Source organism: Burkholderia sp. MS389 (genome assembly GCF_016899425.1).
Classification (GTDB): domain Bacteria; phylum Pseudomonadota; class Gammaproteobacteria; order Burkholderiales; family Burkholderiaceae; genus Burkholderia; species Burkholderia sola.
In genome coordinates, this window is sequence record NZ_CP045995.1 from 805,021 (window position 1) to 828,802 (window position 23,782).

A 23,782-nucleotide genomic window follows, 5' to 3' on the forward strand; every position below is an offset into this window, starting at 1 on the left:
CCGACCGCGCGGAACGCTTCACGGCATGCCGGTTTGATGTCGCCGCGACTGCGCGCCGATGCATGAATTTCTTTTCACGTTGCGTATGCCGATCCGCTAATGTCCGCCCCCTATGCTTGTCCTCAACCCATGCGCGACACCGACACGCCGCGCCGGTGGATGAACCCGTTCAATCATCATGAGGACTCCCGACATGAAAACCGCCAACGTCATTGCCGCCACCCTGCTCGCCGCAATCGGCACGCTGTCCGTTCCCGCGTTTGCACTGACCGGCAGCCGGCCGGTGCAGATCTCCCCGGCCGCCACCAAGGACGGCGTGCCAGGCACTCAGGCTGCCGGCCAATGGGTGCCGCCCTACGGCCAGCCGATTCATGAAAAGACGCGCGCCGAGGTCCATGCCGAGCTCGTGCACGCCGAACAGGACGGACAACTCAAGTACCTGAACTCCACGCTCTATTCGCATTGATGCGCGCGACCGTGCGGCCGGGCGCGGTGCCCGGCTCACGCCGGCAGCGCCGCCAGCCGTCCACCGAATTGCTCAAACTTCATGAAACTTCGCCCGTTGCTCGCTCGTTGCGCCCGTATCGCACTCGTCGCGATGGCTGTCAGCGTCATGTTGTCCGGGTGCGCCTCCGCGCCGCCCGACGGCCCGGACGATTGTGTCGGCCCGCCCGACTTCTGCGTGCCGTTCTTCGGCTCGTAAACGAACATGACGGGCGCGCTGCCATCGGCAAGGCGCCCGTCATGTTCGTTGCTCGGCCGGAATCGCGCGTTCATGCGTCCGGCGGCGTCACCGGATAGCCGTAGCGGCTTGCGCTATCGATTCGAACGTCGGGCATCTCAGCCCTGGTGCGATTGCGTGCTCGATCTGTCCGCGCGATGCGACGCGAGATTGCGCTCGGCATCGATCGCACGATCTCCATGTTCGGCATTTGCGTGCGCGAGCGTCACATCGGCAATCGCGAGCCCGGTTCCCTGCACCTTCGCGAACGCCGGCAGCGACGAACACGCCAGCGCGATCAGTCCAGCCGTCATGACGGTCGATTTCATTGCATTACCCCCAGTGCGCACCGCGCGGTGCGCGGCATCGAATGATCCATCGCTCGACGATACGCCGCTGTGCCTGACCATCCGGGAACACAGGCATGAAGGATTCTTTAACTTTCAGTGCATGCGGCAGCCAATGCATGACCCGATGCGGATTTTCCTAAAACATGTTTCATCATCGCGCTGCTGTTTGGATAGTCCGCTGTCCCTAATCTTCGTCTTGCGGCCGACGCAGGCATCCTGCCGTGCGGCCTCTATTCAACGCTATCCAGGAGCCGAAGATGAATCATCCCATCCGTTACCTCGTCTGCGCCGCCATGCTCGCATCGAGCGTCTCCGCGCATGCCGAGACGAAGCTCACGTCGGCGCAATGCCACGACTATCCGTTCGTGCACGCGAACGGCCCGATCTCCCACCGACAGCTCGTCAACGAACTGAACGAGTTGGAATCCGTCGGCTACGACCCGTCGTCCGGAGACGAGAGCAGCTATCCCGACGATATCGATTCGGCGCAGGCGCGCCTGATGCAGAAGTACCGGCGCGATTGTGCCGGGGTAGCCAATACCGTCGCGTCGAGCGGTAACTGAATTGTCCGCATGGCAACCATTCTCCGAGTTTGCGCGCGAGCCTTGTGACCGCGCGCGTTTTCTTGTGAAGTTGATAACCGATACGCCCCATCGATGCTTCACGACCGGCTCGCCAGTATCGCCTTTCGTCCGTCGACGGACTCGTACGTCATGGCGTCGTCGATCAGATCGAAGTTGAATTCCTGACCGACGCGCGTCCTGAACACGGGATCGCCGATCACGCTCTCGAGCGCATGCAGCGCAGCCACCAGCCTTTCATGCTCTCGCACCGTGCGGCTCTCGAAATTGCTGAAACGCTGCATCGACAGATCTTTCATCATGAAGAGCGGCGCCGACACGGGAAACGGAACGGGGCCAGCCATCGTGCCGTAGAAATATACGGACGAGCGCATCGGCAGACAGTTTGCCAGCTGGCCGGTCAGCGCACCGCCCACGCCATCGAATACGGCCGTCGTTCCAAGCTCCGATGACAGCTTTCCAAGTGTGTCGGTAAAGTCTTCATCGGCGCGCACGATATGCTCGACACCATCGCGTTGCAGAGCCTCTTGCGCAGCCTGGCTCCTCACCATGGAGATGACCGGCATATTTCTCTGACGAGCGAGGGCCGCGAGCGCCAGCCCGGTTGCCGAGTTCCCCGCCGTGGCAATCACGCCGCGATGCCCGGCCTCGGTAATCGTTTCGAGAAACGCATAGGCTGCGATCACGTTGACCAGCGACCCGCAATAGTCCCGTGCGCTGACGTGTTCGGGCAAGATCAGGCAACTCGTGTAAGGCACCTGCGCTTTTTCGCACCAAAACCCGAGGTTGTACGCGCTACGGTTCAGCGAGCGGTAGACAGCGACACGTCTCCCCATATAACGCTCTGGTACACCGGCACCCGTCGCCACTACCGTCCCGGCACCGGATGCGCCCCACACACCGTGCTGGCTCGCCCGCAGCGCTTTGCCATCGTCAGCACGCGCACGCAAAAATATCTTGTCGCCATGGTTGATTGCAGATGCCTCCATGTCGATCAGCACATGGCCTGCTTCCGGCCGGCTCGGCGGCCGGATATCACGAACTTCCAACGAGCGTTCAGCGGTAACGCAGATAGCTTTCATGACGCGTTTCTCCAGCGATAAACAGCGATGGCGGTAACTGCACAGGCCGTAACTTAAACAAGTAAGCCCGTTGCCGAAACGCAGCCTCCCGGCATACCATCGATTCCAATACAGAATGGATCGATACGAATACCCATGGATCGTCTGGATGCAATTCGCCTGTTTGTCCGACTAGTCGAATGCGGCAGTTTTTCCGCCGTAGGGCGAGAGGAAGGCATTGGACAACCAACCGTAAGCAAGCAGATTGCCGCGCTGGAGCAGTATCTCGGTGCTCAACTGGTGTTGCGAACGTCGCGTCAGGTGGTGATCACCGCGGCGGGCCAGGCGTTCTATGAATCGGCCAAGCCCTTGATGGAGGGCTTCGATTCGCTGGAGTCGTCGGTCGGGACGCGACAGCAATCTCCGCAAGGCTTGGTGAGATTGACGACCGCGCCTGCCTACGGCCGCCTGTGCGTGACGCCGCTCCTTCCCGGGTTCTTTCGGCAATATCCGCACGTTGCGCTCGAATTATCCGTATCCGAACGACAGGTCGACCTGGTCGGGGAAGGCGTGGATCTGGCAATCCGCCACGGGCCGCTGGTGGATTCCTCGCTGACAGCGAGAAAACTATCGGAAACGGAATCGCTGCTCGTGGCCAGTCCGGGCTATATCGCCGCTAAAGGCCGGCCTGCCCGGCTGGCCGATCTGGACGGACATACAGGCGTCGTCTTCGCTCGAAACCATGAGCGCCGCCCTTGGCGCTTCAAGGTCGGGCGGGAAACCGTTCATCGCGTTCCTCAGGGGTCTTTCTTTACGGGTGACGCAGAGCAGGTGCGCGCCGCGGTACTGCACGGGCTCGGCATTGCCCAGGCGCCACGATGGCTCTTCGGAGCGGAAATCGATACCGGGCAAATCGAAGTCCTCCTGCCCGAGTTTCAGCCGGAACGCATGGCGACCCATCTCGTCTATCCCGCCGGTCGACGCGTACCGACGCGAGTCAGGGTAGTGATCGATTACTTGATGTCGGCACTCGGAACCACTTCTACCTGAACCGGGCTGGCCGATCGCGCGTAGCGGCTTGTCGCCATCCTACCTTTTCAAACTTCGATCCCAAGGCGGCTCGTTGCCGCACGCTGCAGTCAGGTAGTCAACGAACCGTCGAACCTTGAGCGGGATGCGCCGAGCACTCGGGTAGACCGCCTGTATCGTCAACTCGGTTGCTCGGTAGCCTGGCAGTAGCGCGACGAGCTCGCCACGTCGCACATGCTCCCCGAAGACGAAAGTCGGGCCGTACGCGACGCCGGCGCCCGCCAACGCGGCAGACAGCAGCATCTGGGTGTTGTTGGCAGCGACTCGACAGGGCCCTTCGATGACATGCGCGCGGTTTTTCGCATCGAATAATGTCCAATCCCCGGCCGAGACGGCCTCGCTGAAGACGAGCCGCTGTGCATGAAGCAGATCACTCGGCTTACGCGGCATTCCATGCCGCTCGATGTACGCGGGCGACGCGCATATGACCATTCGACATGGCGCGATGCGACTTGTAACGAGCGCGCTGTCCTGCAGCTTCCCAATTCGGATGGCGACGTCGATGCCGTCCTCCAGGAGATCGACATAGCGGTCGCCGAGCAGCACTTCCGCGTTGACCTCAGGGTGGTCCTCGAGATAGCGGGCCGTGACCTCGCCCAAGTGCATCGCACCGAACGTGACAGGCGCCGCAACGCGGAGAACGCCGCGCGCCGTGCGTTGCGAATCGTGTGCTTCCCGGTTGGCGTCTTCGAACGCTTCCAGGATTTGCTTGCTGCGAGCGTAGTACGTCTGGCCGATATCGGTCAGGCTCAAGCGCCGCGTGGTGCGTTGCAGAAGTCGCGCATTCAGTTGAGCCTCGATCGCACTCACGTGCTTTCCGGCCATCGCCGGCGACAATCCGAAGCGCCGCGCGGCCGCGGCCAGACTGCCCTCTTCGACAGCAGCGACGAACACGCCAAGGCTGGTCAATCGGTCCATTTTCGCCCCCGCCTGATTCGATAGCACCATTATCGACTGCCGCTATCCCGCGTGCAATTATCAAATTGCAGGCGCGACGCTACGATTCATCCATCCAACCGGGAAGAGGCAGCGCAAATGGAAATCGAAGCGAATGGCACGCGAATCCACGTGACCCAAGCCGGCCAGGGCGACCCGGCCCTGGTGTTCCTGCATTACTACGGCGGCTCGTCGCGGACATGGCAACGCGTGACGGACCTGTTATCGAGCCGATATCGCACCGTCGCCACTGACCATCGGGGCTGGGGCAAGTCCGATGCGCCGGCGGATGGCTACGGTATCGCCGATCTCGCTGCCGACGCCGAGGGCGTCATCGAGACACTGGGTTTGCAACGCTACGTACTCGTCGGTCATTCGATGGGTGGCAAGGTCGCGCAGTTCATCGCGTCGCGACGGCCGAACGGGCTTCAAGGCCTTGTGCTGGTCGCGCCATCGCCACCATCGCCGATGCTGCTTTCCGCGGAAGAACGTGCGACGCTGACGGGCGCCTATCAATCGCGCGAGTCGGTCGAATTCGTTATCGACCACGTACTTACCGCCAAACCGCTCGACACCGCCTGCCGCGAAATGGTCATCGAGGATAGCCTGAAGGCTGGGCCGCAGGCTAAAGCCGCCTGGCCGGAGGTGGCGATGCGCGAAGATATCAGTGCGGCCGTAACTTCGATCGACGTACCGACGATCGTCCTCTCCGGGGAACTGGACCAGGTGGATCGCGTGGTCACATTGCGAACGGAACTGCTGCCGCGTATTCCGCAAGCGACCATGCATATTCTTCCTGGCGTCGGCCACTTGGCGCCGCTAGAGGCGCCGACCGAAGTTGCGCGACTCATCGAAGACTTCGTTGCTGCGGCAAAACCTGAATGGCGTGCCGCACCCACCGCACAATGAGCACCCGACGCCCACGGCGCGCATACTCACTCTTCGTGCGGAATTCCGTCGATCGGACATTCCGGCGTGCCGGGTGTTGCGCGCGTGAGCGCTTCGACACGGCGACGCGTGGCGTCGGGATCCGCAATCCAGTCGCGATAGAAGCCGAACGGACATTCGGCGACGCCATTCGCGCCATCGCCGGAATGGATCGTGCCGGTATAACCGCGATGCAGCAGCTTGTACAGATGGTTCTGCGACTGCATGTTGCGCCGCGCGTCGCGAATCATGCCCAGCGACAGCTCCGCATACTGCACGCCCATTTCCTCCTCGCCGCATTCGCCGAGCGTGCGCCCGTCAAACCCGACGATCGCCGAATGGCCGAAGTACGAATACACGCCGTCCCACCCCGTGGCGTTGGCCACGGCCACGTAGGTGTTGTTCATCCACGCCATCGCCTTCGCGACCATCACCTGCTGCTCTTTCGCCGGATACATATAGCCCTGGCAGCGCACGATCAGCTCCGCGCCATTCATCGCGCAGTCGCGCCAGATCTCCGGATAATTGCCGTCATCGCAGATGATCAGGCTGATCTTGAGGCCCTTCGGCCCATCCGTCACATAGGTGCGGTCGCCCGGATACCAGCCTTCGATCGGCGTCCACGGCATGATCTTCCGATACTTCTGCACGATCTCGCCGCGATTGTCGATCAGCACGAGCGTGTTGTACGGCACCTTGCGCGGATGTTCCTCGTGGCGCTCGCCCGTGATCGAGAACACGCCCCACACGTTGGCCTTGCGGCACGCCGCCGCGAAAATATCCGTCTCTTCGCCGGGAATCGCGGACGCCGTATCGAACATCTCCTGGCGGTCGTACATGATGCCGTGCGTGGAATACTCGGGAAACACCACGAGATCCATGCCCGGCAAACCCTGCTTCATGCCGACCACCATGTCGGCGATACGCCGCGCGTTGTCGAGCACCTCCGCCTTCGTGTGCAGACGCGGCATCTTGTAGTTGACCACCGCGACGCCCACACAGTCGCGGCTACTCGAAATATCACCCTGTCGCATGACGCTTCCTCCTCTAACACGTACACGTTGACGCCGCGCGCGATGGCCGCTGCTTCCGCGCATCGGCTCGCGCGCGGCACACCTTAGTGGCTGATCATCCACGGCCGTCCCGCCGGCCGCTTGAGGCCGTCCGACGCCGTGCCTGCGAGTTTCGACGCGCCGCCCGAGCAGCAACTGCAACCGGCGCGATGGCGTAGTGGCGGCCCGTCGCCGGACTGACGCGGCGCGTGCGCGGCACGTTCGTTGGTCGTGTGTGCGGCGCGGCGCGTACCTCCCATCAACGCCAGTGATGGCGCGCTGATGACGCGCCCGCCTTCGGCGCCGCAATCGGGACAGCGGCACGGTTTCTCGCGATCCGCGATGCGACGCATGACGGAGAACGGCCCGCAGCTCGCGCATTCGAAGTCGTAGATTGGCATGACGGCCTCCTATTCCTGCGTCATTTCAGTGTGTCGGTCACGCGTTCGCGAGATCCGGCGAACACGGCAGATCGACGCCGCCCTGGATGTGCCGGATCGGGCCGTCGGCATTCGGGCGAATGTCGAAGTCGAAGATCTGCGTGGGCAGCCACAAGGTCGCACACGCGTTCGGAATATCCACCACGCCGCTGATGTGCCCCTGCACCGGCGCACAGCCGAGCAACGAATAGGCTTGCGCGCCCGAATAGCCGAATTTCTTCAGGTACTCGATCGCGTTCAGGCACGCCTGGCGATACGCGGTGGTGACATCGAGATAATGCTGGCCACCCTGTTCGTCGACCGAAATGCCCTCGAAAATGAGGTAATCGTTATAGGTCGGCGTGATCGGGCTGGGCTGAAAGACGGGGTTGCGAATCCCGTATTTCGCCATGCCGCCCTTGATGAGATTCACGCGCATATGCACCCAGCCGGCCATTTCGATCGCGCCGCAGAACGTGATCTCGCCGTCGCCCTGGCTGAAGTGCAGGTCGCCGACCGACAGGCCCGCGCCATCCACGTACACGGGGAAAAACACCTTCGAGCCGCGCGACAGATCCTTGATGTCGCAATTGCCGCCGTGCTCGCGCGGCGGCACCGTGCGCGCGCCCTGCGCGGCGGCCCGGTCGCGCGCGTCGCCCGCGAGCTTGCCCATGTGCGCGGTGGCCGCGAATGGCGGATTCGCGAGCGGCGGCACACGATCGGGCGCGGTGGCGATCAGGCCGGTTTCGCGCGCGTTCCAGGTCTCGAGCAGCGCCGGGTCGGGCAGGCAGCCGATCAGGCCCGGGTGAATCAGGCCCGCGAAATTCACGCCCGGAATATGGCGCGAACTCGTGTACACCCCGTGAAAATCCCAGATCGATTTCTGCGCGCTGGGGAAATGATCGGTGAGAAAGCCGCCGCCGTTGGTCTTCGAAAAGAAGCCATTGAAGCCCCACTGACTATCGGCCTTCGCGCCGATGTCGAGCAGGTCGACCACCAGCAGGTCGCCGGGCTCCGCGCCATGCACGCCGACCGGGCCGGACAGAAAGTGCACGATCGACAGGTCGATGTCGCGCACGTCGTCGGCGCTGTCGTCGTTCTTGATGAAGCCGCCGGTCCAGTCGTAGGTTTCGAGGATGAAATCGTCGCCGGGCTTGACCCAGCAGGCCATCGGAATATCGGGGTGCCAGCGGTTGTGCACCTGTTCGTTTTCGTAAGCCGACTGGTTCAGATCGACCTTGATGAGAGTCTCGGGCATGGCGTTCGCTCCTGGGTTCGCGGATTGACATACGGCGCGGCGCGCGAACGCCGCGCCGCGCTCAGACGGACAGATATTCGCGGATGCGGTCGGTGTCGCCCGCATCGCGCGTGCTTTGGTGCACGAAGCGCCCGCCCTCGATGACGAACAGGCGGTCGGCCACGTCGAGCGCGAAGCTCAACACCTGCTCCGACACGACGATGGCGATATGGCGGCTCGTGCGAATCTGGTTGAGCGCCTTGGCGATGTCCTTGATGACGGACGGCTGGATGCCTTCGGTCGGCTCGTCCAGCAACAGCACTTTCGGGTCGGTCGCGAGCGCGCGCGCAATCGCGAGTTGCTGTTGCTGGCCGCCCGACAGATTGCCGCCCTTGCGCTTTCTCATGTCGAACAGCACGGGAAACAACGCGTAAAGTTCGTCGGGCACGCGCTGGCTCTGCGCGTTTTCGAGGCCCGTCTGGATGTTTTCCTCGACGGTCAGCGACGCGAAGATCTGCCGCCCTTGCGGCACGTAGCCGATGCCTTTCGACACGCGGCGGTAGCTCTCGTCCTTCGAGACGTCGGCGCCGGCCACGCGCACGGTGCCGCGATTGGCGGGCAGCATGCCGATCAGCGCCTTGAACAGCGTCGTCTTGCCCATGCCGTTGCGGCCCATCACGGCCACGCTTTCGCCTTGCGCAACGGCAAAGCCGACGCCGTGCAGCACCTCGCTCTGACCGTAGCTGACGACGAGATCGTCGACTTCCAGCATGATGTGTTCTCCGTGTTGTCGTTCGGTTGCCGGCTCAGTGGCCCAGGTACACGTCGATCACGCGCGGATCGGCCTGCACCTGCGCCATTGGTCCTTCCGCGAGAATCTTCCCCTGATGCATGACCGTGACCTTGTGCGCGATGCGCTCCACGAAGGCCATGTCGTGCTCGATCACGATCATCGAGCGGTTGCGGCAGATGCGGTCGAGCAGATCGGCGGTCAGTTCGCGCTCGCGCACGCTCATGCCCGCAATCGGCTCGTCGAGCATCAGCAGTTCGGGGTCCTGCATCAGCAGCATGCCGATTTCGAGCCACTGTTTCTGGCCGTGCGACAGCAGCCCCGCTTCCAGATCGAGCGTGCCGGCGAGGCCGATTTCATCGGCCACGTCGCGCACGCGATCGGCCACGTCGGCGTCCTCGCGATACGCGAGCGCGCCGAACACGCTGCGTCCGCGCGGAAACGACACTTCGAGGTTCTGCGCCACGCTCAGGTTTTCGTAAATCGACGGCGTCTGGAACTTGCGGCCGATCCCTTTACGCACGCGGCGGAATTCCGCGAGATGCGTGATTTCCTCGTTGCGGAACTTGATGCTGCCCGCCGTTTCCTTCGTCTTGCCGCAGATGAGATCGAGCAGCGTGGTCTTGCCTGCGCCGTTCGGGCCGATCACGACGCGCAGCTCGCCGCGTTCGAGATAGAGATTGAGCGAATCGATCGCCTTGAAGCCGTCGAACGACACGGTCAGGTCTTCGATCGCGAGCAGAAAGTCGGTATTGCTCATGCTTCATGCCTCCTCGTTCGCCGCGCCGAGCAGCCGCCGCACGCGCGGGCGCACATGCTCGTCGTACAGACCCGCCAGCCCGTTCGGAAACACCATCACCACGCCGATGAACATCGCCGCCATCAGATAGAGCCAGAGGTTCGGAAAACTCTCCGAAAACCAGCTCTTGCCGAGATTGACGAGAATCGCGCCGTATACCGCGCCGACCAGCGACATGCGCCCGCCGACGGCCGCGTAGATCACCATTTCGATCGACGGCACGATGCCGACGAACGACGGCGACATGAAGCCCACCTGCAGCGTGAACATCGCACCGCCGATGGCCGCGAGCATCGCCGCGAAACAGAACGCGAACACCTTGAACATGGCGACGTCGTAGCCCGAGAAGCGCACGCGGTCTTCCTTGTCGCGCATCGCGAGCAGCAACGTGCCGAGCTTGCTGCGCTGAACCCAGCGGCACGCGAGCAGCGCGCCGATCAGCAACGCGGCGTTCACGAAATACAGCACAAGCTTCGCGTGATCCGTGCGGATGTCCCAGCCGAGCAGCGTGCGCAGGTCGGTGATGCCGTTCACGCCGCCCGTATAGCCCTGCTGGCCGATGATCAGCACCGACAGAATCAGCGCGACCGCCTGCGTGATGATCGCGAAGTACACGCCGCCCACGCGCCGCTTGAACATCGCGTAGCCGATCACGAACGCGAGCGCCGTCGGCACGACGAGCACCGCGAGGATCGAGAACGGCAACGAGTGAAACGGCTTCCACCACGTGGGCAGTGCGGTGAGCTGGTTCCAGTCCATGAAGTCGGGAATGCCGGGCGTCGTCTGCGTGTGCGTGGCGGCCGGATCGGATGCCTCGAGCTTGAGAAACATCGCCATCGCGTAGCCGCCGAGGCCGAAGAACACGCCCTGGCCGAGACTGAGCACGCCGCCGTAGCCCCACGCGATCACGAGGCCGATCGCCACGAACGCGTAGGTCAGGTACTTGCCCATCAGGTTCAGGCGGAACGTGTCGAGCGCGAGCGGAAACACGACCACGATCAGCAGCGCGAGCAGCACGATGCCCGCGTAGCCCGACGCATCGAGTCGCGCCACGCGCACGCGCCAGCCGGCCGGCGGCGCGCCCGGGCCGGATCGCGGGGATACGCCGCTCGCCGCGGATTGGATGGGTTCCATGTCCCTCTCTCCAGTCGAATGAAGCTGTCAATGACGCTTGTGCATGAACGCACGCTCAAACTCGCCGCACCTTCGACGCAAACAGGCCTTGCGGACGCAGCATCAGAATCACGACGACGGTCAGCAGCGTGAGCACGCGCGCAATCGAGCCCGACAGAAAGAACTCGCTGATCGACTGCATCTGCGCGATGCCGAACGCCGACGCCACGGTACCGAGCAGGCTCGCCGCGCCGCCGAACGTCACGACGAGAAACGAATCGACGATATACAGCGAGCCGCTCGTCGGTCCCGTCGAGCCGATCGCCGTGAAGGCCGCGCCGGCCACGCCCGCGATCCCGCAGCCGATCGCGAACGTCATGCGGTCGGTGCGCCGCGTGTTGATGCCCGCCGCGTTCGCCATCGGCCGGTTCGCGACCGTGGCGCGCACGCGCAAGCCCCAGCGCGACCGATAGAGCGCGAGCAGCAGGCCGCCCGTCATCAGCAGCGCGAGGCCCATCACGAACATGCCGCTCACCGGAATGTCGAGGCCGGGCGTGGGCTCCCACGAACCCATCAGCCAGTCGGGCAGCGCCGGACTCACCTCCTTCGGCCCGAAGGTCGAGCGGAACACCTGCTGCATGCCGAGGCTCAGGCCCCAGGTGGCGAGCAGCGTGTCGAGCGGCCGCTTGTACAGATGGCGGATCAGCGCCCATTCGGCGAGCCAGCCGGCCGCGAAGGCCAGCGCGAACGCCGCGAGAATCGCGAAGAAGAAATACACGGGCGTGAGCGCGTGCCAGACGTTCTGCGAAAACCACGAAAACAGGTAGACCGTATACGCGCCGATCGTCATGAATTCGCCGTGCGCCATGTTGATCACGCCCATCTGGCCGAAGATCACGGCGAGCCCGAGCCCCATCAGGAGCAGGACGCTGAAGAGGCTCAGACCGGCGAAGCCCTGCATCAGCGTGATGTTGAAAATATCGGTAGCGGACATCGAACGCTCCTCGCGCGGCGGCGTCATCGGCCGCCGCGCCGCTGCGGTTGACGGATTACATGTAGCCCTTCGGGAACGGATTCGGCTGGATCGGCTGCTCCGACTGCGCGACGACCTTGAACTGGCCGTCCGCCTGGCCCTGCCCGATCAGCGAGCGGCTCCACAGGTGATGGTTCGCATCGACCTTCGCATAGCCTTGCGGCGCGTTCGCCACTTCGATGCCGGCCGAATGCGCGACCACCTTGTCCACGTCGAAACTGCCCGCGCGCTCGCACGCGGCCTTCCAGATCCACGGGCCGAGATAGGCGGCCTGCGTCACGTCGCCGATCACCGACTTCTGGCCGTAGCGCGCCTTGAATGCCGCGACGAACTTCTTGTTGTTGTCGGTATCGAGCGACTGGAAGTACTTCATCGACGAATAGAAGCCCGCGAAGTTGTCGCCGCCGATGCCGAGCACTTCGTCCTCGGTCACCGACAGCGTCAGCAGAAACTGCTTCTGCGGCGTGATGCCCGCGGCCTTGAGCTGCTTGTAGAACGCCACGTTCGAGCCGCCCACCACGGTCGCGAAGATGCAGTCCGGGCGCGCGAGCTTGATCTTGTTCATCAGCGACGCGAACTCGGTCGTGCCGAGCGGGTAGTACTCCTCCCCCACCACCTTCGCATGCAGATGCTGTTCGATATGGCGCCGCGCGATCTTGTTCGACGTGCGCGGCCAGATGTAGTCGGAACCGATCAGGAAGAAGGTCTTGGCCTTCTTCGTGTTCGACGCCCAGTCGAGCGCCCAGACAATCTGCTGGGTCGCTTCCTGGCCCGTGTAGAACACGTTCTTCGACTGTTCGAGGCCTTCGTAGAAGGTCGGGTAATACAGCAGGCCGTTGTCCTTCTCGAACACCGGCAGCACCGCCTTGCGCGAGGCCGAAGTCCAGCAGCCGAACACGGCCGCGACGTGGTCGTTCTCCAGCAGCTTCTTCGACTTTTCGGCGAAGGTCGGCCAGTCGGACGCGCCGTCTTCCTGAATGATCCGCACCTTGCGGCCGAGCACGCCGCCCATCGCGTTGATCTGCTCGATCGCGAGGCGCTCGGCCTGGATCGAGCCGGTTTCGGAAATCGCCATCGTGCCCGTGGCCGAGTGGAGCTGGCCGACCGTCACGGTCGTATCCGTGACCGCGAGGCCCGTGGTGTTGACCTTCGCCGTGGGCGGCGTTTGCGCCAACGCGCCGCGCGGCAGGCCCAACGCCATCAGCGGCGCGGCGGCGAAACCGCCGAGCATTTTCCGGCGCAGCGGCGAAGGCATCCGGGCTTCGTCATCGAGTCGATCGTCTGCGGACATCACGTTCTCCTTATCGGGCGCCCGGCGCGGATCGCTGCGGGCTGGGTCGAGGTTGGACGCAATGTAGAAAGCCAATTTGACGATCGAAATACGTCAATCGACGTATTTCCGGCGCACGTACTGGAATGTAATTTGCATTGCAGGGCGATCCTGGGCGCCGTGGTCCGCCGTTGTGCCGTTCACGCCCCGCTCGTGCCGCTTTCGCACCAATTCGGATCATCGTCATGTCCCAGAGTCACCCGTCAATGGGCGCGCCCGGTACCCAACGCATCGTCAAGGTGCGCCGCGACTACAACGCGTGGGTCGGCGACGAAACCCTCGAGGACTACGCGCTGCGCTTCACGCCGCGCTCATTCCGGCGCTGGTCGGAGCTGCGCGTGGCCAATACGGCGATCGGCGCGGTGTCGTTTCTGGTGCTGGAGGCGATCGGCGGCAGTCTCGTCGTGAACTACGGCTTCACGAACGCGTTCTGGGCCATCGCGGCCGTCTCCGTGCTGATCTGGCTGACCAGTTTGCCCATCAGCTATTACGCGGCGCGCTACGGCGTCGACATGGACCTGCTCACGCGCGGCGCGGGCTTCGGCTATATCGGCTCGACGGTCACGTCGCTGCTGTACGCGGTGTTCACGTTCATTTTTTTCGCGCTCGAAGCGGCCATCATGTCGCTGGCGCTCCAGCTGTATTTCCATATTTCGCTGGCGATCGCCTACGTCGTAAGTTCGCTCGTGGTGATTCCGATCGTCATGTTCGGCATCACGCTGATCAACCGCCTGCAAAGCTGGACGCAGCCGCTGTGGCTCGTGTTGTTCGTACTGCCCTACGCCGCCGTGCTGTGGCGCCATCCCGACCTGATCGCGCAATGGACCACCTTCGCGGGCTTCGCGCCGCAAGGCCGCGCGTTCAGCCTGATCGCCTTCGGTCAGGCGTCGACGGTCGTGTTCGCGCTGATCGTGCAAGTGGGTGAACAGGTCGACTATCTGCGGTTCCTGCCGCCGCTCACCGCGAAGAACCGCACGCGCTGGTGGTTTGCGCTGCTCTCGACGGGGCCTGGCTGGATCGTGCCCGGCGCGCTCAAGATGCTGGGCGGCGCCCTGCTCGCCTTCATCGCGCTCCAGTATGAAGTCGATGCCAGCCACGCCACCGAGCCGACGCAGATGTACCTCGTCGCCTATCATCTGCTGCTCGATCCGCTGGGGCTCGCGAGCTGGGCGCTGCCCGCGATGACGCTGTTCGTGATCGTCTCGCAGTTGAAGATCAACGTGACCAACGCCTATGCGGGCTCGCTCGCGTGGTCCAATTTTTTCGCGCGGCTCACGCACAGCCATCCGGGCCGCGTGGTGTGGCTCGTGTTCAACGTCATGATCGCGTTGCTGCTCGTGGAAATGGGCGTGTTCGATGCGATCGCCAAGGTGCTGTCGCTCTACGCGAACATCGCGATCGCGTGGATCGGCGCGTTGTTCGCCGATCTCGTCATCAACAAGCCGCTCGGCTACAGCCCGCGACATATCGAGTTCAAGCGCGCGCACCTCTACGATGTGAACCCCGTGGGCGTCGGCGCGATGCTGATCGCGGCCGCCGTCGCGATGCTGGCGCATAGCGGCCTGTTCGGCGCGCTCGCCCAGGCGATGTCGTCGTTCATCGCGTTCGGCGCGGCGTTCGCGTGCGCGCCCGTGCTCGCGGTACTGACACGCGGTCGCTATTACATTGCCCGCGCCGCGCAACCGACCGGCGACGCCACCTCGCTGCGCTGCGCGATCTGCGAAAACACCTTCGAACCCGACGATACGGCGTACTGCCCGGCCTATGGCGGCACGATTTGCTCGCTGTGCTGCTCGCTCGACTCGCGCTGCCACGACCGCTGCAAGCCGCACGCGCGCTTCGCGTCGCAGGCCGGCCGCGCGCTGCATCGCGTGCTGCCCGGTGCGCGACTCGGCCCCGCCGCGCTACGCCTGATCCACTATGCGAGCCTCGTGTTCGCGATGCTCGCGGTGCTGGGGAGCGTGCTCTATCTGATCTGGTCGCAGAGCGCGACGTCGATGAGCGCCGCCGGACCGTCGATCGGCCATGCGCTCTCGGGCAGTTTTCTGAATATCTTTCTCGCGCTCTCGCTGGTGGGCTGCATCGCGGCCTGGTGGTTCGTGCTCGAGCGCGAAAACCGTCGTGTCACGCAGGAAGAATCGCAGCGGCAAAACGAATTGCTGATGCTGGAAATCGACGCGCATCAGAAAACCGACGCGGCGCTCAAGCGCGCGACCGCCGCCGCGGAATCGGCCAATCAGGCCAAGAGCCGTTACGTGTCCGGCTTGAGCCACGAGTTGCGCACGCCGCTGAACAGCATTCTCGGCTACACGCAGTTGCTGCTGCAGGCGAAGGAAGAACTCACGCCCACGCGCTACAACGCCGTGCGCACGATCCATCGCAGCGGCGAGCATTTGCTCGCGCTCGTCGACGGTCTGCTCGACATCGCGCGCATCGAGGCGGGCAAGCTTCAGTTGAACATCGCCAAGGTATCGCTCGCCGATTTCGTCGCGCATCTGACGTCGATGCTCCGTCCGCAGGCGCTCGAAAAGGCGCTCGCCTTCGATGTGCAGACGGCCGGCCGGCTGCCCGCCACCGTGCGCACCGACCAGAAGTGCATGAGCCAGATCCTCACGAACCTGATCGGCAATGCGATCCGCTTCACGTCGAGCGGCACGATCACGCTGCGCGTGAGTCACGGGCTCGATACGCTCAAGTTCGAGGTGATCGATACCGGCCCCGGCATCCCGCCCGCCGAAATGGAGCGCCTGTTCCTGCCGTTCGAACGCGGCGAAGCGGCCCATGCGTACGATCACGGCGCCGGCCTCGGACTCACGATCTGCCGCCTGCTCACGCACGCGCTCGGCGGCAGCCTCGAAGTGGACAGCGAAGTCGGCCACGGCACGCGCTTCGTGGTACGCCTGTTCGCCCCGGCCGTCGACGCGGCGGCCGAAACCCCGACCGAACTCGCGTCGATTCGCGGCTATACGGGTGCGCGCCGCACCATTCTCGTGGTCGACGACCTCGACGACCAGCGCGATATCGTCGTGCAATTGCTGACGCCGCTCGGCTTCGACGTCGCCGAAGCGGCCAGCGGCACCGATGCGCTGCGCTGGCTGGCGGTGCACACGGCGGACGCGATCGTCATGGACATTTCGATGCCGTTGATGGACGGCTACGAAACCAGCCGCCTGATCTCCGAGAATCAGTTGTCGAGCGCACCCATCGTGCTGCTCTCCGCCAACGCGTTCGCCGACGACCGCGATCGCGCGAGCGCGACCGGATGCAAGGGTTATCTGGTGAAACCGCTGCAGGTGAATCTGCTGCTCGACAAGCTTGCGCAACTGCTTGCACTCGACTGGATCGCGTCCGATACCGGCGCGAGCGCGCCGGTCGCGACAGCGCCGCTCACGGCCGCCGTGTGGCCGCGGGGGCTCGTCGAGCATCTGCATGCGCATCTCGAAGTCGGCTACGTACAGGGCGTGATCGAACAGCTCGACGCCGCCCGTGAGGCCTGGCCCGCGTTGCGGGATCAAATCGACGCGTTGCGCTCGTTGGCGGAACGTTTTCAGCTAAGGGAACTCGAGCATGAACTTGACCGACTCGCGCGCGGCGCGGACGCATGACGCACACACCCCGATCGCGGCCTCCCCGATCGTCGAGGCTCCGGCCGTGTGGCTGCGCGAACGGCCCATGATATTGATCGTCGACGATACGCCGGAGAACCTCGCCTTTCTCTCCGATACGCTGCAGGCGCACGGCTACGCGGTGATCGTCGCGCTGTCCGGCGACGACGCGCTCAAGCGCCTCGCGCGCGTGACGCCCGACGTGGTGTTGCTCGACGCAATGATGCCCGGCATGGACGGCTTCGAAACCTGTGTGCGCATCAAGCAGGACGGACGGCACGAGCATCTGCCCGTCATCTTCATGACTGCATTGACGGAAAGCGAGCACGTCGTACGCGGCTTTCGCGTGGGCGGCATCGATTACGTGACCAAGCCGGTGCAGCCCGAGGAGTTGTGCGCACGCATCGGCGCCCACGTGCGGCGTTCACGCGCACAGTTGTATGCGGAGGCCGCACTGTCGCTCGACACGCGCGCGGCGCTGATCGTCGGCGCGGACGGCACGATTCGGTGGCAGAGCCCTCAGGCTGCGCATCATATCGCTGCATACACGGCCGCGCATGACGACCGCTTCGATGCCGCGCAAACCACGAACGCGCGCGATACCGAGGCGCCGCCGAAACTGCCTGCGCCGCTGCGCGCCTGGTTCATCGACTGGCTCGCGCGCGGCGCCCAGGACGACGCCGTGCATGAATTCGGCTCGGGCCAGATACGCCGCTCGGCCAGTGCGACGCTCGGTCCGGAGCCGGGTGAATGGATCGTTATCCTCAAGGAAAGGGACGACACGGTGCATTGCAATGCGCTCGCCGAACGCTTCGGCCTGACCATGCGGGAGGCCGAAGTGTTGCTGTGGGTGTCGCACGGCAAGACGAACCGCGATATCGGCGACATTCTGGGCATCGCCCCGCGCACGGTCAACAAGCATCTCGAACACCTGTTCCGGAAGTTGCATGTCGAGACCCGTGCGGGAGCCGCCGCAGCAGCGATCAAGATGCTCGAGCGCACGTGAAAAGCTACCGCTTTCCCGCATATCGGTGGCGCGAACGTTGCTGGCGGGGCGATGCGTTGAACGACCGTCCGAACGATCGGCGGATAGCGGGTGCCGCCAACGATAGCCAGTCGGCAGCCCGATGCGCGAGATCCGTCGATTCCTAGGGTCTGTTTACATATGGAACGCGCATGCGAATGCCCGAAATCGCTCGTCCCCCAAGGGGACTTCCTCCGGGGCGTATGGCAAGGAGTGAGGAGCGCCGTTTGGCCGAGCCAAACAAGCGACGAGCGACGCCGCCATACGGGCGATTTCGGGCATTCCCGTGGAATGATTTTTTAATTTGGGGTTGCCACGAGAACGGCCGCTCGCCGCGTTGCGCTCCTTGCGAATACGTCAGTATTCGCGGCGTCGCGCGCCTCGCGAGCGGCCGTTCTCGTGGCAACGCATGCGCGTTCCACATGTAAACAGACCCTAGCGCACCAGAATGCGTGTCAGCGCTCAACGCGCGAGCGATGCGAGCGCCGCCGTTATCTCCGCCACCGTTCCTCGCCCGTCACTTTTCCGAACAGCGCGTGCTCGAATGCCCGGTTGAGTTCGGTCAGCTTCGCGTCGAGCCGAGCCAGTTCCGGATGGGCCGGTAACGGACGATCACCGGATATCGCGAGCGTTCCGTGCCCCACGTTCGCGGCCGCGTCGAGTCGCATCGAGCGACTGTGATCCAGATCGTCCATCAACGCATCGATTCGCGTGACGATGGCTGCGCGTGAATGCCGTTCGAATCCGACAACCGAGCCGTCGGCTTCAGCAGGCAGGAGCGTCGCGACGATCCGGCCATGCAGCCAGCAAGACAGCAGCGTGTCCGACAACCGTCGCGCATCGCCGGATACGCGGAACATGCTCCACGCAGCCAGCGGCCTGATCGCCATACGCACGTCGTGAAAACGGCGATCGGCCGCGCGCATCTGCGCCGCCTCCGGCCGCGTGCCATCGTCGCGCTCGTGCATGAGTTCGCGCAGCGCCGCCAACAGGTTGTGCGAACGCATCGCGATGTGGCGCGACGCCGCCAGTGGCATCACCAGCATCGCCGCCGCGAGCGAAACCGCGCAGCCGATCAACACCTCGCCGATACGCAGTTCCGCAAGCGTTCCGATCTCGAAGCCCAGTTGCGCATAGACGACGCCGATCAGCACCGTCAAAAAGAATACGCCGCGCCCGTAGGCATGCAGGATGTGGTACGCCCAGGCAAACACGCACACGCCCATGACGATGACCACGACTGCATTCGCATGATGAACGGCACTGACGACGAGTACGCTCGCAAGCGCGCCGGCGAGCGTGCCGACGACACGTTGCGTGCCGCGATAGATCGTGTCCGCACACGAATACGTGCCGAAGAACACGACGAACGTGCTAAGCACCGCCCACATCCATCGCTCCGACGACAGCGTCTCGCCGATCAACATCGCGGCGCACGCAGCCGCCACGGCGCGGATCGCCGGCAACCATGCAAGCGTGCGCCAGCCGGCGCCCCACCGAACCGCACGCGCATGCGGCGGGGACGCGGGCGGACGTGTGGCGGTCCTGCGCGCCGCCACGTCGCCGGCGACGGCATCGAAGCGCGCAATCGCCGCGCGTAGCGCCGCGGCGGCGGCATCCGTCCGGTCGTGGTTCAGCACGCGCCGGGCGGCTGCGAGCTCCAATGCGACGAGCGCGGCGTGCAATGCACGCGCGTCGCGTTCACCGAATGTCGACGCATGATTCTCGAGTGCGATGGCGGCTTCGTTCAACGCGAGCAAATGCGCCATCGCATCGAACTCGCCCGCGTCCGACACGGCGCTTCGCGCAATGCATGCCGCGTGCAGCGATACCGAGCGCGCGATGAGCCGGGGCGTGTGCGCCGCATGCGTCGGCAACAGCATCCGGCAGACGAGCACGACGCCCGCCGGGCCCGCGATCGACATCGCCAGCATGTGGCCGACCTGTAGCGCGGCCGGATGCAGATAGAGGCCAAGGTAGTACATCGCGATCGCCAGGAACGCACATCCGATCGTGCGCGGCCCTTGAGTCTGGCACAGCATCGAACAGAACAGGACGATCACGAAACCCGCCTTGCCGACCGCTGGCCACGCACTCGCGACGGCGGCCGCGGCGAAACTCGCGCATGCGACGCCGTATTGCCACGCCAGCGATTCATACCAGTCCAGCCGGCGAGCATCGCGCAGGAAGAGCGGCGCGATCATCGCGAACAGTATGCCCACGGCGCCGGTGGTGATCGCGAGACCGAGATGCAGCGCCGATGCAATGCCGAGCGCGCCGACGAGCACGCTCGCGAGTGCGGCGCGCACACCGCCCAGCAGCCGGTGAAGACCGGGGTCGACAATGAACAAGCGGTCCATGGCGCGTGACAACGAAACAGCTGACATGATCAAAGCATTCCAGGAGGCGGCACGGCTGCTTCCGGCCGGCATGCCGGCCGCGGCTTTCAGGACGGCCGCCACGACACGCGATGGCCGCCGTGCCGAACTCAAAACACGCGGTCCACCCAGCCGTGGCGATCGGCTTCGCGCCCGTTCTGGATATCGAGCAGCGCCCCCTTCAGCCGCGACGTGACCGGCCCCGCGCCGCCTTCGCCGATCGTGAAGTCGTACGCGCGACCCTTCACCCGGCCGATCGCCGTCACGACCGCCGCCGTGCCGCAGGCGAACGCCTCGACCAGCCGACCGCTGCGCGCGTCCGCCTGCCACTGCTCGATCGTGTAGCCCTCCTCCCGCACCGTGTAATTCAGTTCCCGAGCCAGCGTGATCAACGACGCGCGCGTGATGCCAGGCAGAATCGTCCCGTTCAGCGGCGGCGTCTGGATCGATCCGTCGTCGAACACGAAGAACACGTTCATCCCGCCCAGTTCCTCGATCCAGCGGCGTTCGACCGCATCGAGAAACACCACCTGCTCGCAGCCTTCGCGAGTCGCCTCCGCCTGTGCGGCCAGGCTCGCCGCGTAGTTGCCGCCGCATTTCGCGTCGCCCGTGCCGCCCGGCGCCGCCCGCGTGTACTGCTCCGACACCCACAGCGTCACGCCCGACGCGCCGCTCTTGAAGTACGCGCCGACCGGCGTCGCGATCACGCAATACAGATACTCCGGCGACGGCTTTACGCCGAGCACCGCCTCCGTCGCGATCATGAACGGCCGCAAATACAGCGCCGCGCCGTCGAACGCCGGAATCCAGTCGCGATCGGTGCGGACGAGCGCACGTACCGATTCGACGAACATCGCCTCCGGCAACGGCGCCATCGAGAGCCGCTCGGCCGAATGACGAAAGCGCCGCGCATTCGCATCGGGACGGAACAACGCCGCGCCGCCGTCCGGCAGCCGGAAGGCTTTCAAGCCCTCGAAGATTTCCTGCGCGTAGTGCAGCACGAGCGTCGCCGGATCGAACCGGAACGGCTCGCGCGGCCCGATTTTCGCGTGATGCCACCCTTCGTCCGCCGAGTACCGGATCGTCACCATGTGATCCGTGAAGACCCGGCCGAAACCGGGATTGGCGAGCAGCGCGGCGCGCTCGGCCGCCGCGACGGGGTGAGGATTTTGTTCGAATTCGAAGTGCTGGACGGAATCGGTGCTCATCGTTTGCCCCTTGATCGGCAGCGGGACCGTCCCGGCTGCTACGGGCAAAAATTTATCGTAGAAAAAATAATTTCAGGTTGCGTGTTCGCCTTAAGATGGGCGCGATTTAGCAATTCCATGCTTCAAAACCCGAAAACCCGGGCACCGCGTGCCTCAACCGAATAGGTCCGATCAATGGCCGTCATCGAACTGGACGAAATGGACCGTCGCATTCTGAACGTGCTTCAGGAAGACGGACGAATCCAGAACGTGGAACTCGCGCAGAAGGTGGGACTGTCGCCGTCACCGTGCCTGCGTCGGGTCAAGCAGCTGGAACAGGCTGGCGTCATCGAGCGCTACGCGGCGCTGCTCGACGCATCGAAGATCGGCGCGGGGTTGACCGTCTTCGTCCGCATCTGGCTGACGAGCCAGGACGCGAAAACCGTCGACCGTTTCACCGAAGCGGTTCAGCGTCTTCCACAGGTGCTCGAGTGCCACTTGATGGCGGGCGATTGCGATTGCCTGCTGCGTGTCGTGACCGCCGATATCGACGCCTATCGGCAACTCCAGATCGACCACCTGACCCGGATCGAAGGCGTGCAGAGCGTGAAGACCGAGATTCCGATGCAGAAGATCAAGCAGACTTCCGTGCTTCCGCTGTGATCGCGCACGGCGCCAGGAAACGCCGGCGCGTCGTGTCGAACGGGGCATGGGCATCAGAAGTGATGCAGCAGCGCGATACGTGCGACATATTGATTCGGGCCTGACGAGATATCGGCGGCGCCCGGAATGTACGCGTAATCGAAGTCGGTTCCCGTGTGCGCGTTCATCGCATGCTGATAGACGCCCTCTACGAATACCGACGTGCGTTTCGACAAGTCGTAATTCACCTTCGTGCTCAGCTGATGCCACTTCGGATTGAACGCGCCGACCGTCGACGCGACGCGGGCCTGCGTGTACGTGTATGCCGCGCCGACGTAAAACGCAGTCGTGAAGTGATAGAGGCCGTTCACCTCGAAGTTGTCGAATTTCCACGATTTCCATGCACCGCCCGCCGGCTGCGTCGTGCCGGTGAAATACGCGTTCGAAGTCGGGTCGTAGACGTCGACGTGCGAATACGTGAATCCCACGAGCGCATTCGAGAACGCATAATTCACGCCGATACCGATGTTCTGCTGCGACGACGCATCGAACGTGTTGTCGCCGGTGATCGCCCCGGTCGAATCGGCATTGCGTGCGTTGTTGATCTTCAAATACGACGCGCCGACCGTCAGCCCGCCCTGCTGGTATTGCAGCGCGGCGCCATACAGGCGGTTGTTCGCGAAACCGCCCGCCTGATTGCTGAACCCGTACATCGCCTCCGCGGTCACGCCGTGCCACACCGGCGACACGTACTTGACCGCGTTATTCACGCGGAACGAGTAGTCGGTGTTGTCGTTGTCGTACGGATGCGAGAACAGGTAGCCCGTCCAGTTGCCGTTCGCGGTGAGCGGCGAGAAGAGATCGACGCTCGGGTCATACTGGCGACCGAACGTCAGCGTGCCGTATCGATCCGACGCGATGCCGACGAAGGCCTGGCGGCCGAACTCCCGACCACCCTGGTTCATCTTGCCGGTGTTGACGTCGAAACCGCTCTCGAGCGTGAAAATCGCCTGGTAGCCCGCGCCAAGGTCTTCCGTGCCCTTGATGCCCCAGCGGCTCCCGTAGTCATAGCCGCTTTGCAGTTGCACGGTTCCGTGGCCGCGTGCGTTGCTCGTGTAGTTGATACCGTCCTCGATCTTGCCGTACAGGGTCACGCTGCTCTGCGCATGAGCGGCTGCAGCAAGCAACGCGGCGGGTGCGACGATCCCCCAACGCTTGTTCATGACGATTTACCCCCAAATCTTTCGTTTGCCGGTCGTAACGCTTGCGCGCTGCGTCTGTGCCGCGTCGAGACTGCTCGGCGATGCGACGGGCGCAGTGTAATGAGCCGATTTTTTACTGTTAGCCCCTCGCGGCAGGAAGGTGCTCTTCAAAATGGGGGATGTTTGTCAGCGAGGAAAGCGGCTAGCGGGCGGTTGAACGGTGGACCGGCCGGCGCTCCATGGACAGTCGCGCGCCGTTTGGCGCGTAGCCCGGAGCCGGGATCCGGACGTGTCGATCGAAGGCTA

22 protein-coding genes are annotated in these 23,782 nt (G+C 64.1%); 7 read left to right on the forward strand and 15 right to left on the reverse strand.

Features of this window, described 5'->3' with window-relative positions:
* Positions 1-193: 193 nt before the first annotated feature.
* Positions 194-466 (forward strand): DUF4148 domain-containing protein, encoded by a 273-nt coding sequence (locus GJG85_RS20010; RefSeq protein ID WP_204384308.1) that lies wholly within the window; start codon positions 194-196, stop codon positions 464-466.
* A gap of 35 nt (positions 467-501) precedes the next feature.
* Here the strand turns inward: GJG85_RS20010 and GJG85_RS20015 are convergent, their stop codons facing one another.
* Positions 502-777 (reverse strand): hypothetical protein, encoded by a 276-nt coding sequence (locus GJG85_RS20015; RefSeq protein WP_176015783.1) that lies wholly within the window; start codon positions 775-777, stop codon positions 502-504.
* A gap of 63 nt (positions 778-840) precedes the next feature.
* On the reverse strand, positions 841-1,050 hold the full coding sequence (locus tag GJG85_RS20020; RefSeq protein ID WP_089489464.1) for a hypothetical protein: 210 nt from the start codon (positions 1,048-1,050) through the stop codon (positions 841-843).
* Positions 1,051-1,328: 278 nt separating this feature from the next.
* On the opposite strand from GJG85_RS20020, the gene GJG85_RS20025 reads away from it, so the two are divergent.
* A complete protein-coding gene (locus tag GJG85_RS20025; RefSeq protein ID WP_089489465.1) occupies positions 1,329-1,634 on the forward strand; it encodes a DUF4148 domain-containing protein in 306 nt (101 codons plus the stop codon).
* A gap of 98 nt (positions 1,635-1,732) precedes the next feature.
* Here GJG85_RS20025 and GJG85_RS20030 read toward each other — a convergent pair whose 3' ends face one another.
* Positions 1,733-2,734, reverse strand: a complete 1,002-nt coding sequence (locus tag GJG85_RS20030) for a zinc-binding dehydrogenase (RefSeq protein ID WP_204384310.1) — start codon at positions 2,732-2,734, stop codon at positions 1,733-1,735.
* A 135-nt stretch (positions 2,735-2,869) separates the two neighbouring features.
* On the opposite strand from GJG85_RS20030, the gene GJG85_RS20035 reads away from it, so the two are divergent.
* Complete coding sequence (locus GJG85_RS20035; RefSeq protein ID WP_124592880.1) at positions 2,870-3,763, forward strand: LysR family transcriptional regulator; 894 nt, start codon at positions 2,870-2,872, stop codon at positions 3,761-3,763.
* A 39-nt stretch (positions 3,764-3,802) separates the two neighbouring features.
* On the opposite strand, the gene GJG85_RS20040 is transcribed toward GJG85_RS20035, so the two are convergent.
* On the reverse strand, positions 3,803-4,720 hold the full coding sequence (locus GJG85_RS20040; RefSeq protein ID WP_204384312.1) for a LysR family transcriptional regulator: 918 nt from the start codon (positions 4,718-4,720) through the stop codon (positions 3,803-3,805).
* Between the two features lie 117 nt (positions 4,721-4,837).
* Between GJG85_RS20040 and GJG85_RS20045 the strand changes: the two genes are divergently transcribed.
* Positions 4,838-5,647, forward strand: a complete 810-nt coding sequence (locus GJG85_RS20045) for an alpha/beta hydrolase (RefSeq protein WP_124631052.1) — start codon at positions 4,838-4,840, stop codon at positions 5,645-5,647.
* Between the two features lie 26 nt (positions 5,648-5,673).
* Here GJG85_RS20045 and GJG85_RS20050 read toward each other — a convergent pair whose 3' ends face one another.
* From GJG85_RS20050 to urtA, 8 genes are all read right to left on the reverse strand, one after another.
* The gene (locus GJG85_RS20050) at positions 5,674-6,699 is read right to left on the reverse strand and encodes an aliphatic amidase (RefSeq protein WP_050012858.1); all 1,026 of its coding nucleotides are present in this window, start codon (positions 6,697-6,699) and stop codon (positions 5,674-5,676) included.
* Between the two features lie 83 nt (positions 6,700-6,782).
* Positions 6,783-7,118: a zinc ribbon domain-containing protein gene (locus GJG85_RS20055; RefSeq protein WP_050012859.1), complete on the reverse strand. Its 336-nt coding sequence runs from the start codon at positions 7,116-7,118 to the stop codon at positions 6,783-6,785.
* Between the two features lie 37 nt (positions 7,119-7,155).
* Positions 7,156-8,394: a formamidase gene (fmdA, locus tag GJG85_RS20060; RefSeq protein ID WP_050012860.1), complete on the reverse strand. Its 1,239-nt coding sequence runs from the start codon at positions 8,392-8,394 to the stop codon at positions 7,156-7,158.
* A 61-nt stretch (positions 8,395-8,455) separates the two neighbouring features.
* Positions 8,456-9,145 carry an urea ABC transporter ATP-binding subunit UrtE gene (urtE, locus tag GJG85_RS20065; RefSeq protein WP_089489469.1) on the reverse strand — a complete coding sequence of 230 codons (690 nt, stop codon included), beginning with the start codon at positions 9,143-9,145 and terminating at the stop codon, positions 8,456-8,458.
* Positions 9,146-9,179: 34 nt separating this feature from the next.
* Positions 9,180-9,923, reverse strand: coding sequence for an urea ABC transporter ATP-binding protein UrtD (gene urtD, locus GJG85_RS20070; protein WP_050012862.1), 744 nt, complete (start codon positions 9,921-9,923; stop codon positions 9,180-9,182).
* 3 nt (positions 9,924-9,926) lie between these two features.
* Entirely contained in the window at positions 9,927-11,096 is a 1,170-nt protein-coding gene (gene urtC, locus GJG85_RS20075; RefSeq protein WP_050012863.1) for an urea ABC transporter permease subunit UrtC, read from the reverse strand.
* Between the two features lie 55 nt (positions 11,097-11,151).
* Positions 11,152-12,069 carry an urea ABC transporter permease subunit UrtB gene (urtB, locus tag GJG85_RS20080; protein ID WP_011875582.1) on the reverse strand — a complete coding sequence of 306 codons (918 nt, stop codon included), beginning with the start codon at positions 12,067-12,069 and terminating at the stop codon, positions 11,152-11,154.
* Positions 12,070-12,124: 55 nt separating this feature from the next.
* Positions 12,125-13,399: an urea ABC transporter substrate-binding protein gene (urtA, locus tag GJG85_RS20085; RefSeq protein ID WP_204384313.1), complete on the reverse strand. Its 1,275-nt coding sequence runs from the start codon at positions 13,397-13,399 to the stop codon at positions 12,125-12,127.
* Between the two features lie 224 nt (positions 13,400-13,623).
* Between urtA and GJG85_RS20090 the strand changes: the two genes are divergently transcribed.
* Both GJG85_RS20090 and GJG85_RS20095 read left to right on the forward strand, forming a co-directional pair.
* A complete protein-coding gene (locus GJG85_RS20090) occupies positions 13,624-17,043 on the forward strand; it encodes an ATP-binding protein (protein ID WP_204384314.1) in 3,420 nt (1,139 codons plus the stop codon).
* Between the two features lie 67 nt (positions 17,044-17,110).
* On the forward strand, positions 17,111-18,049 hold the full coding sequence (locus GJG85_RS20095) for a response regulator (RefSeq protein ID WP_050012877.1): 939 nt from the start codon (positions 17,111-17,113) through the stop codon (positions 18,047-18,049).
* Positions 18,050-18,558: 509 nt separating this feature from the next.
* Here GJG85_RS20095 and GJG85_RS20100 read toward each other — a convergent pair.
* Both GJG85_RS20100 and GJG85_RS20105 read right to left on the reverse strand, forming a co-directional pair.
* Positions 18,559-20,427 (reverse strand): FUSC family protein, encoded by a 1,869-nt coding sequence (locus GJG85_RS20100; RefSeq protein WP_239468977.1) that lies wholly within the window; start codon positions 20,425-20,427, stop codon positions 18,559-18,561.
* A gap of 128 nt (positions 20,428-20,555) precedes the next feature.
* Positions 20,556-21,653, reverse strand: coding sequence for a branched-chain amino acid aminotransferase (locus tag GJG85_RS20105; RefSeq protein ID WP_124640423.1), 1,098 nt, complete (start codon positions 21,651-21,653; stop codon positions 20,556-20,558).
* A gap of 183 nt (positions 21,654-21,836) precedes the next feature.
* Between GJG85_RS20105 and GJG85_RS20110 the strand changes: the two genes are divergently transcribed.
* Positions 21,837-22,295, forward strand: a complete 459-nt coding sequence (locus GJG85_RS20110) for an Lrp/AsnC family transcriptional regulator (protein ID WP_050012095.1) — start codon at positions 21,837-21,839, stop codon at positions 22,293-22,295.
* Between the two features lie 53 nt (positions 22,296-22,348).
* Here GJG85_RS20110 and GJG85_RS20115 read toward each other — a convergent pair whose 3' ends face one another.
* The gene (locus GJG85_RS20115; protein WP_050011869.1) at positions 22,349-23,497 is read right to left on the reverse strand and encodes a porin; all 1,149 of its coding nucleotides are present in this window, start codon (positions 23,495-23,497) and stop codon (positions 22,349-22,351) included.
* Between the last annotated feature and the right edge of the window lie 285 nt (positions 23,498-23,782).

What these genes read in the sequence shown, in the direction of transcription:
- GJG85_RS20010 (WP_204384308.1), top strand. Translation starts at nt 194, where the DNA reads ATGAAAACCGCCAACGTCATTGCCGCCACCCTGCTCGCCGCAATCGGC.
- GJG85_RS20015 (WP_176015783.1), bottom strand. Translation starts at nt 777, where the DNA reads ATGAACGCGCGATTCCGGCCGAGCAACGAACATGACGGGCGCCTTGCC.
- GJG85_RS20020 (WP_089489464.1), bottom strand. Translation starts at nt 1,050, where the DNA reads ATGAAATCGACCGTCATGACGGCTGGACTGATCGCGCTGGCGTGTTCG.
- GJG85_RS20025 (WP_089489465.1), top strand. Translation starts at nt 1,329, where the DNA reads ATGAATCATCCCATCCGTTACCTCGTCTGCGCCGCCATGCTCGCATCG.
- GJG85_RS20030 (WP_204384310.1), bottom strand. Translation starts at nt 2,734, where the DNA reads ATGAAAGCTATCTGCGTTACCGCTGAACGCTCGTTGGAAGTTCGTGAT.
- GJG85_RS20035 (WP_124592880.1), top strand. Translation starts at nt 2,870, where the DNA reads ATGGATCGTCTGGATGCAATTCGCCTGTTTGTCCGACTAGTCGAATGC.
- GJG85_RS20040 (WP_204384312.1), bottom strand. Translation starts at nt 4,720, where the DNA reads ATGGACCGATTGACCAGCCTTGGCGTGTTCGTCGCTGCTGTCGAAGAG.
- GJG85_RS20045 (WP_124631052.1), top strand. Translation starts at nt 4,838, where the DNA reads ATGGAAATCGAAGCGAATGGCACGCGAATCCACGTGACCCAAGCCGGC.
- GJG85_RS20050 (WP_050012858.1), bottom strand. Translation starts at nt 6,699, where the DNA reads ATGCGACAGGGTGATATTTCGAGTAGCCGCGACTGTGTGGGCGTCGCG.
- GJG85_RS20055 (WP_050012859.1), bottom strand. Translation starts at nt 7,118, where the DNA reads ATGCCAATCTACGACTTCGAATGCGCGAGCTGCGGGCCGTTCTCCGTC.
- fmdA (WP_050012860.1), bottom strand. Translation starts at nt 8,394, where the DNA reads ATGCCCGAGACTCTCATCAAGGTCGATCTGAACCAGTCGGCTTACGAA.
- urtE (WP_089489469.1), bottom strand. Translation starts at nt 9,145, where the DNA reads ATGCTGGAAGTCGACGATCTCGTCGTCAGCTACGGTCAGAGCGAGGTG.
- urtD (WP_050012862.1), bottom strand. Translation starts at nt 9,923, where the DNA reads ATGAGCAATACCGACTTTCTGCTCGCGATCGAAGACCTGACCGTGTCG.
- urtC (WP_050012863.1), bottom strand. Translation starts at nt 11,096, where the DNA reads ATGGAACCCATCCAATCCGCGGCGAGCGGCGTATCCCCGCGATCCGGC.
- urtB (WP_011875582.1), bottom strand. Translation starts at nt 12,069, where the DNA reads ATGTCCGCTACCGATATTTTCAACATCACGCTGATGCAGGGCTTCGCC.
- urtA (WP_204384313.1), bottom strand. Translation starts at nt 13,399, where the DNA reads ATGTCCGCAGACGATCGACTCGATGACGAAGCCCGGATGCCTTCGCCG.
- GJG85_RS20090 (WP_204384314.1), top strand. Translation starts at nt 13,624, where the DNA reads ATGTCCCAGAGTCACCCGTCAATGGGCGCGCCCGGTACCCAACGCATC.
- GJG85_RS20095 (WP_050012877.1), top strand. Translation starts at nt 17,111, where the DNA reads ATGATATTGATCGTCGACGATACGCCGGAGAACCTCGCCTTTCTCTCC.
- GJG85_RS20100 (WP_239468977.1), bottom strand. Translation starts at nt 20,427, where the DNA reads ATGGACCGCTTGTTCATTGTCGACCCCGGTCTTCACCGGCTGCTGGGC.
- GJG85_RS20105 (WP_124640423.1), bottom strand. Translation starts at nt 21,653, where the DNA reads ATGAGCACCGATTCCGTCCAGCACTTCGAATTCGAACAAAATCCTCAC.
- GJG85_RS20115 (WP_050011869.1), bottom strand. Translation starts at nt 23,497, where the DNA reads ATGAACAAGCGTTGGGGGATCGTCGCACCCGCCGCGTTGCTTGCTGCA.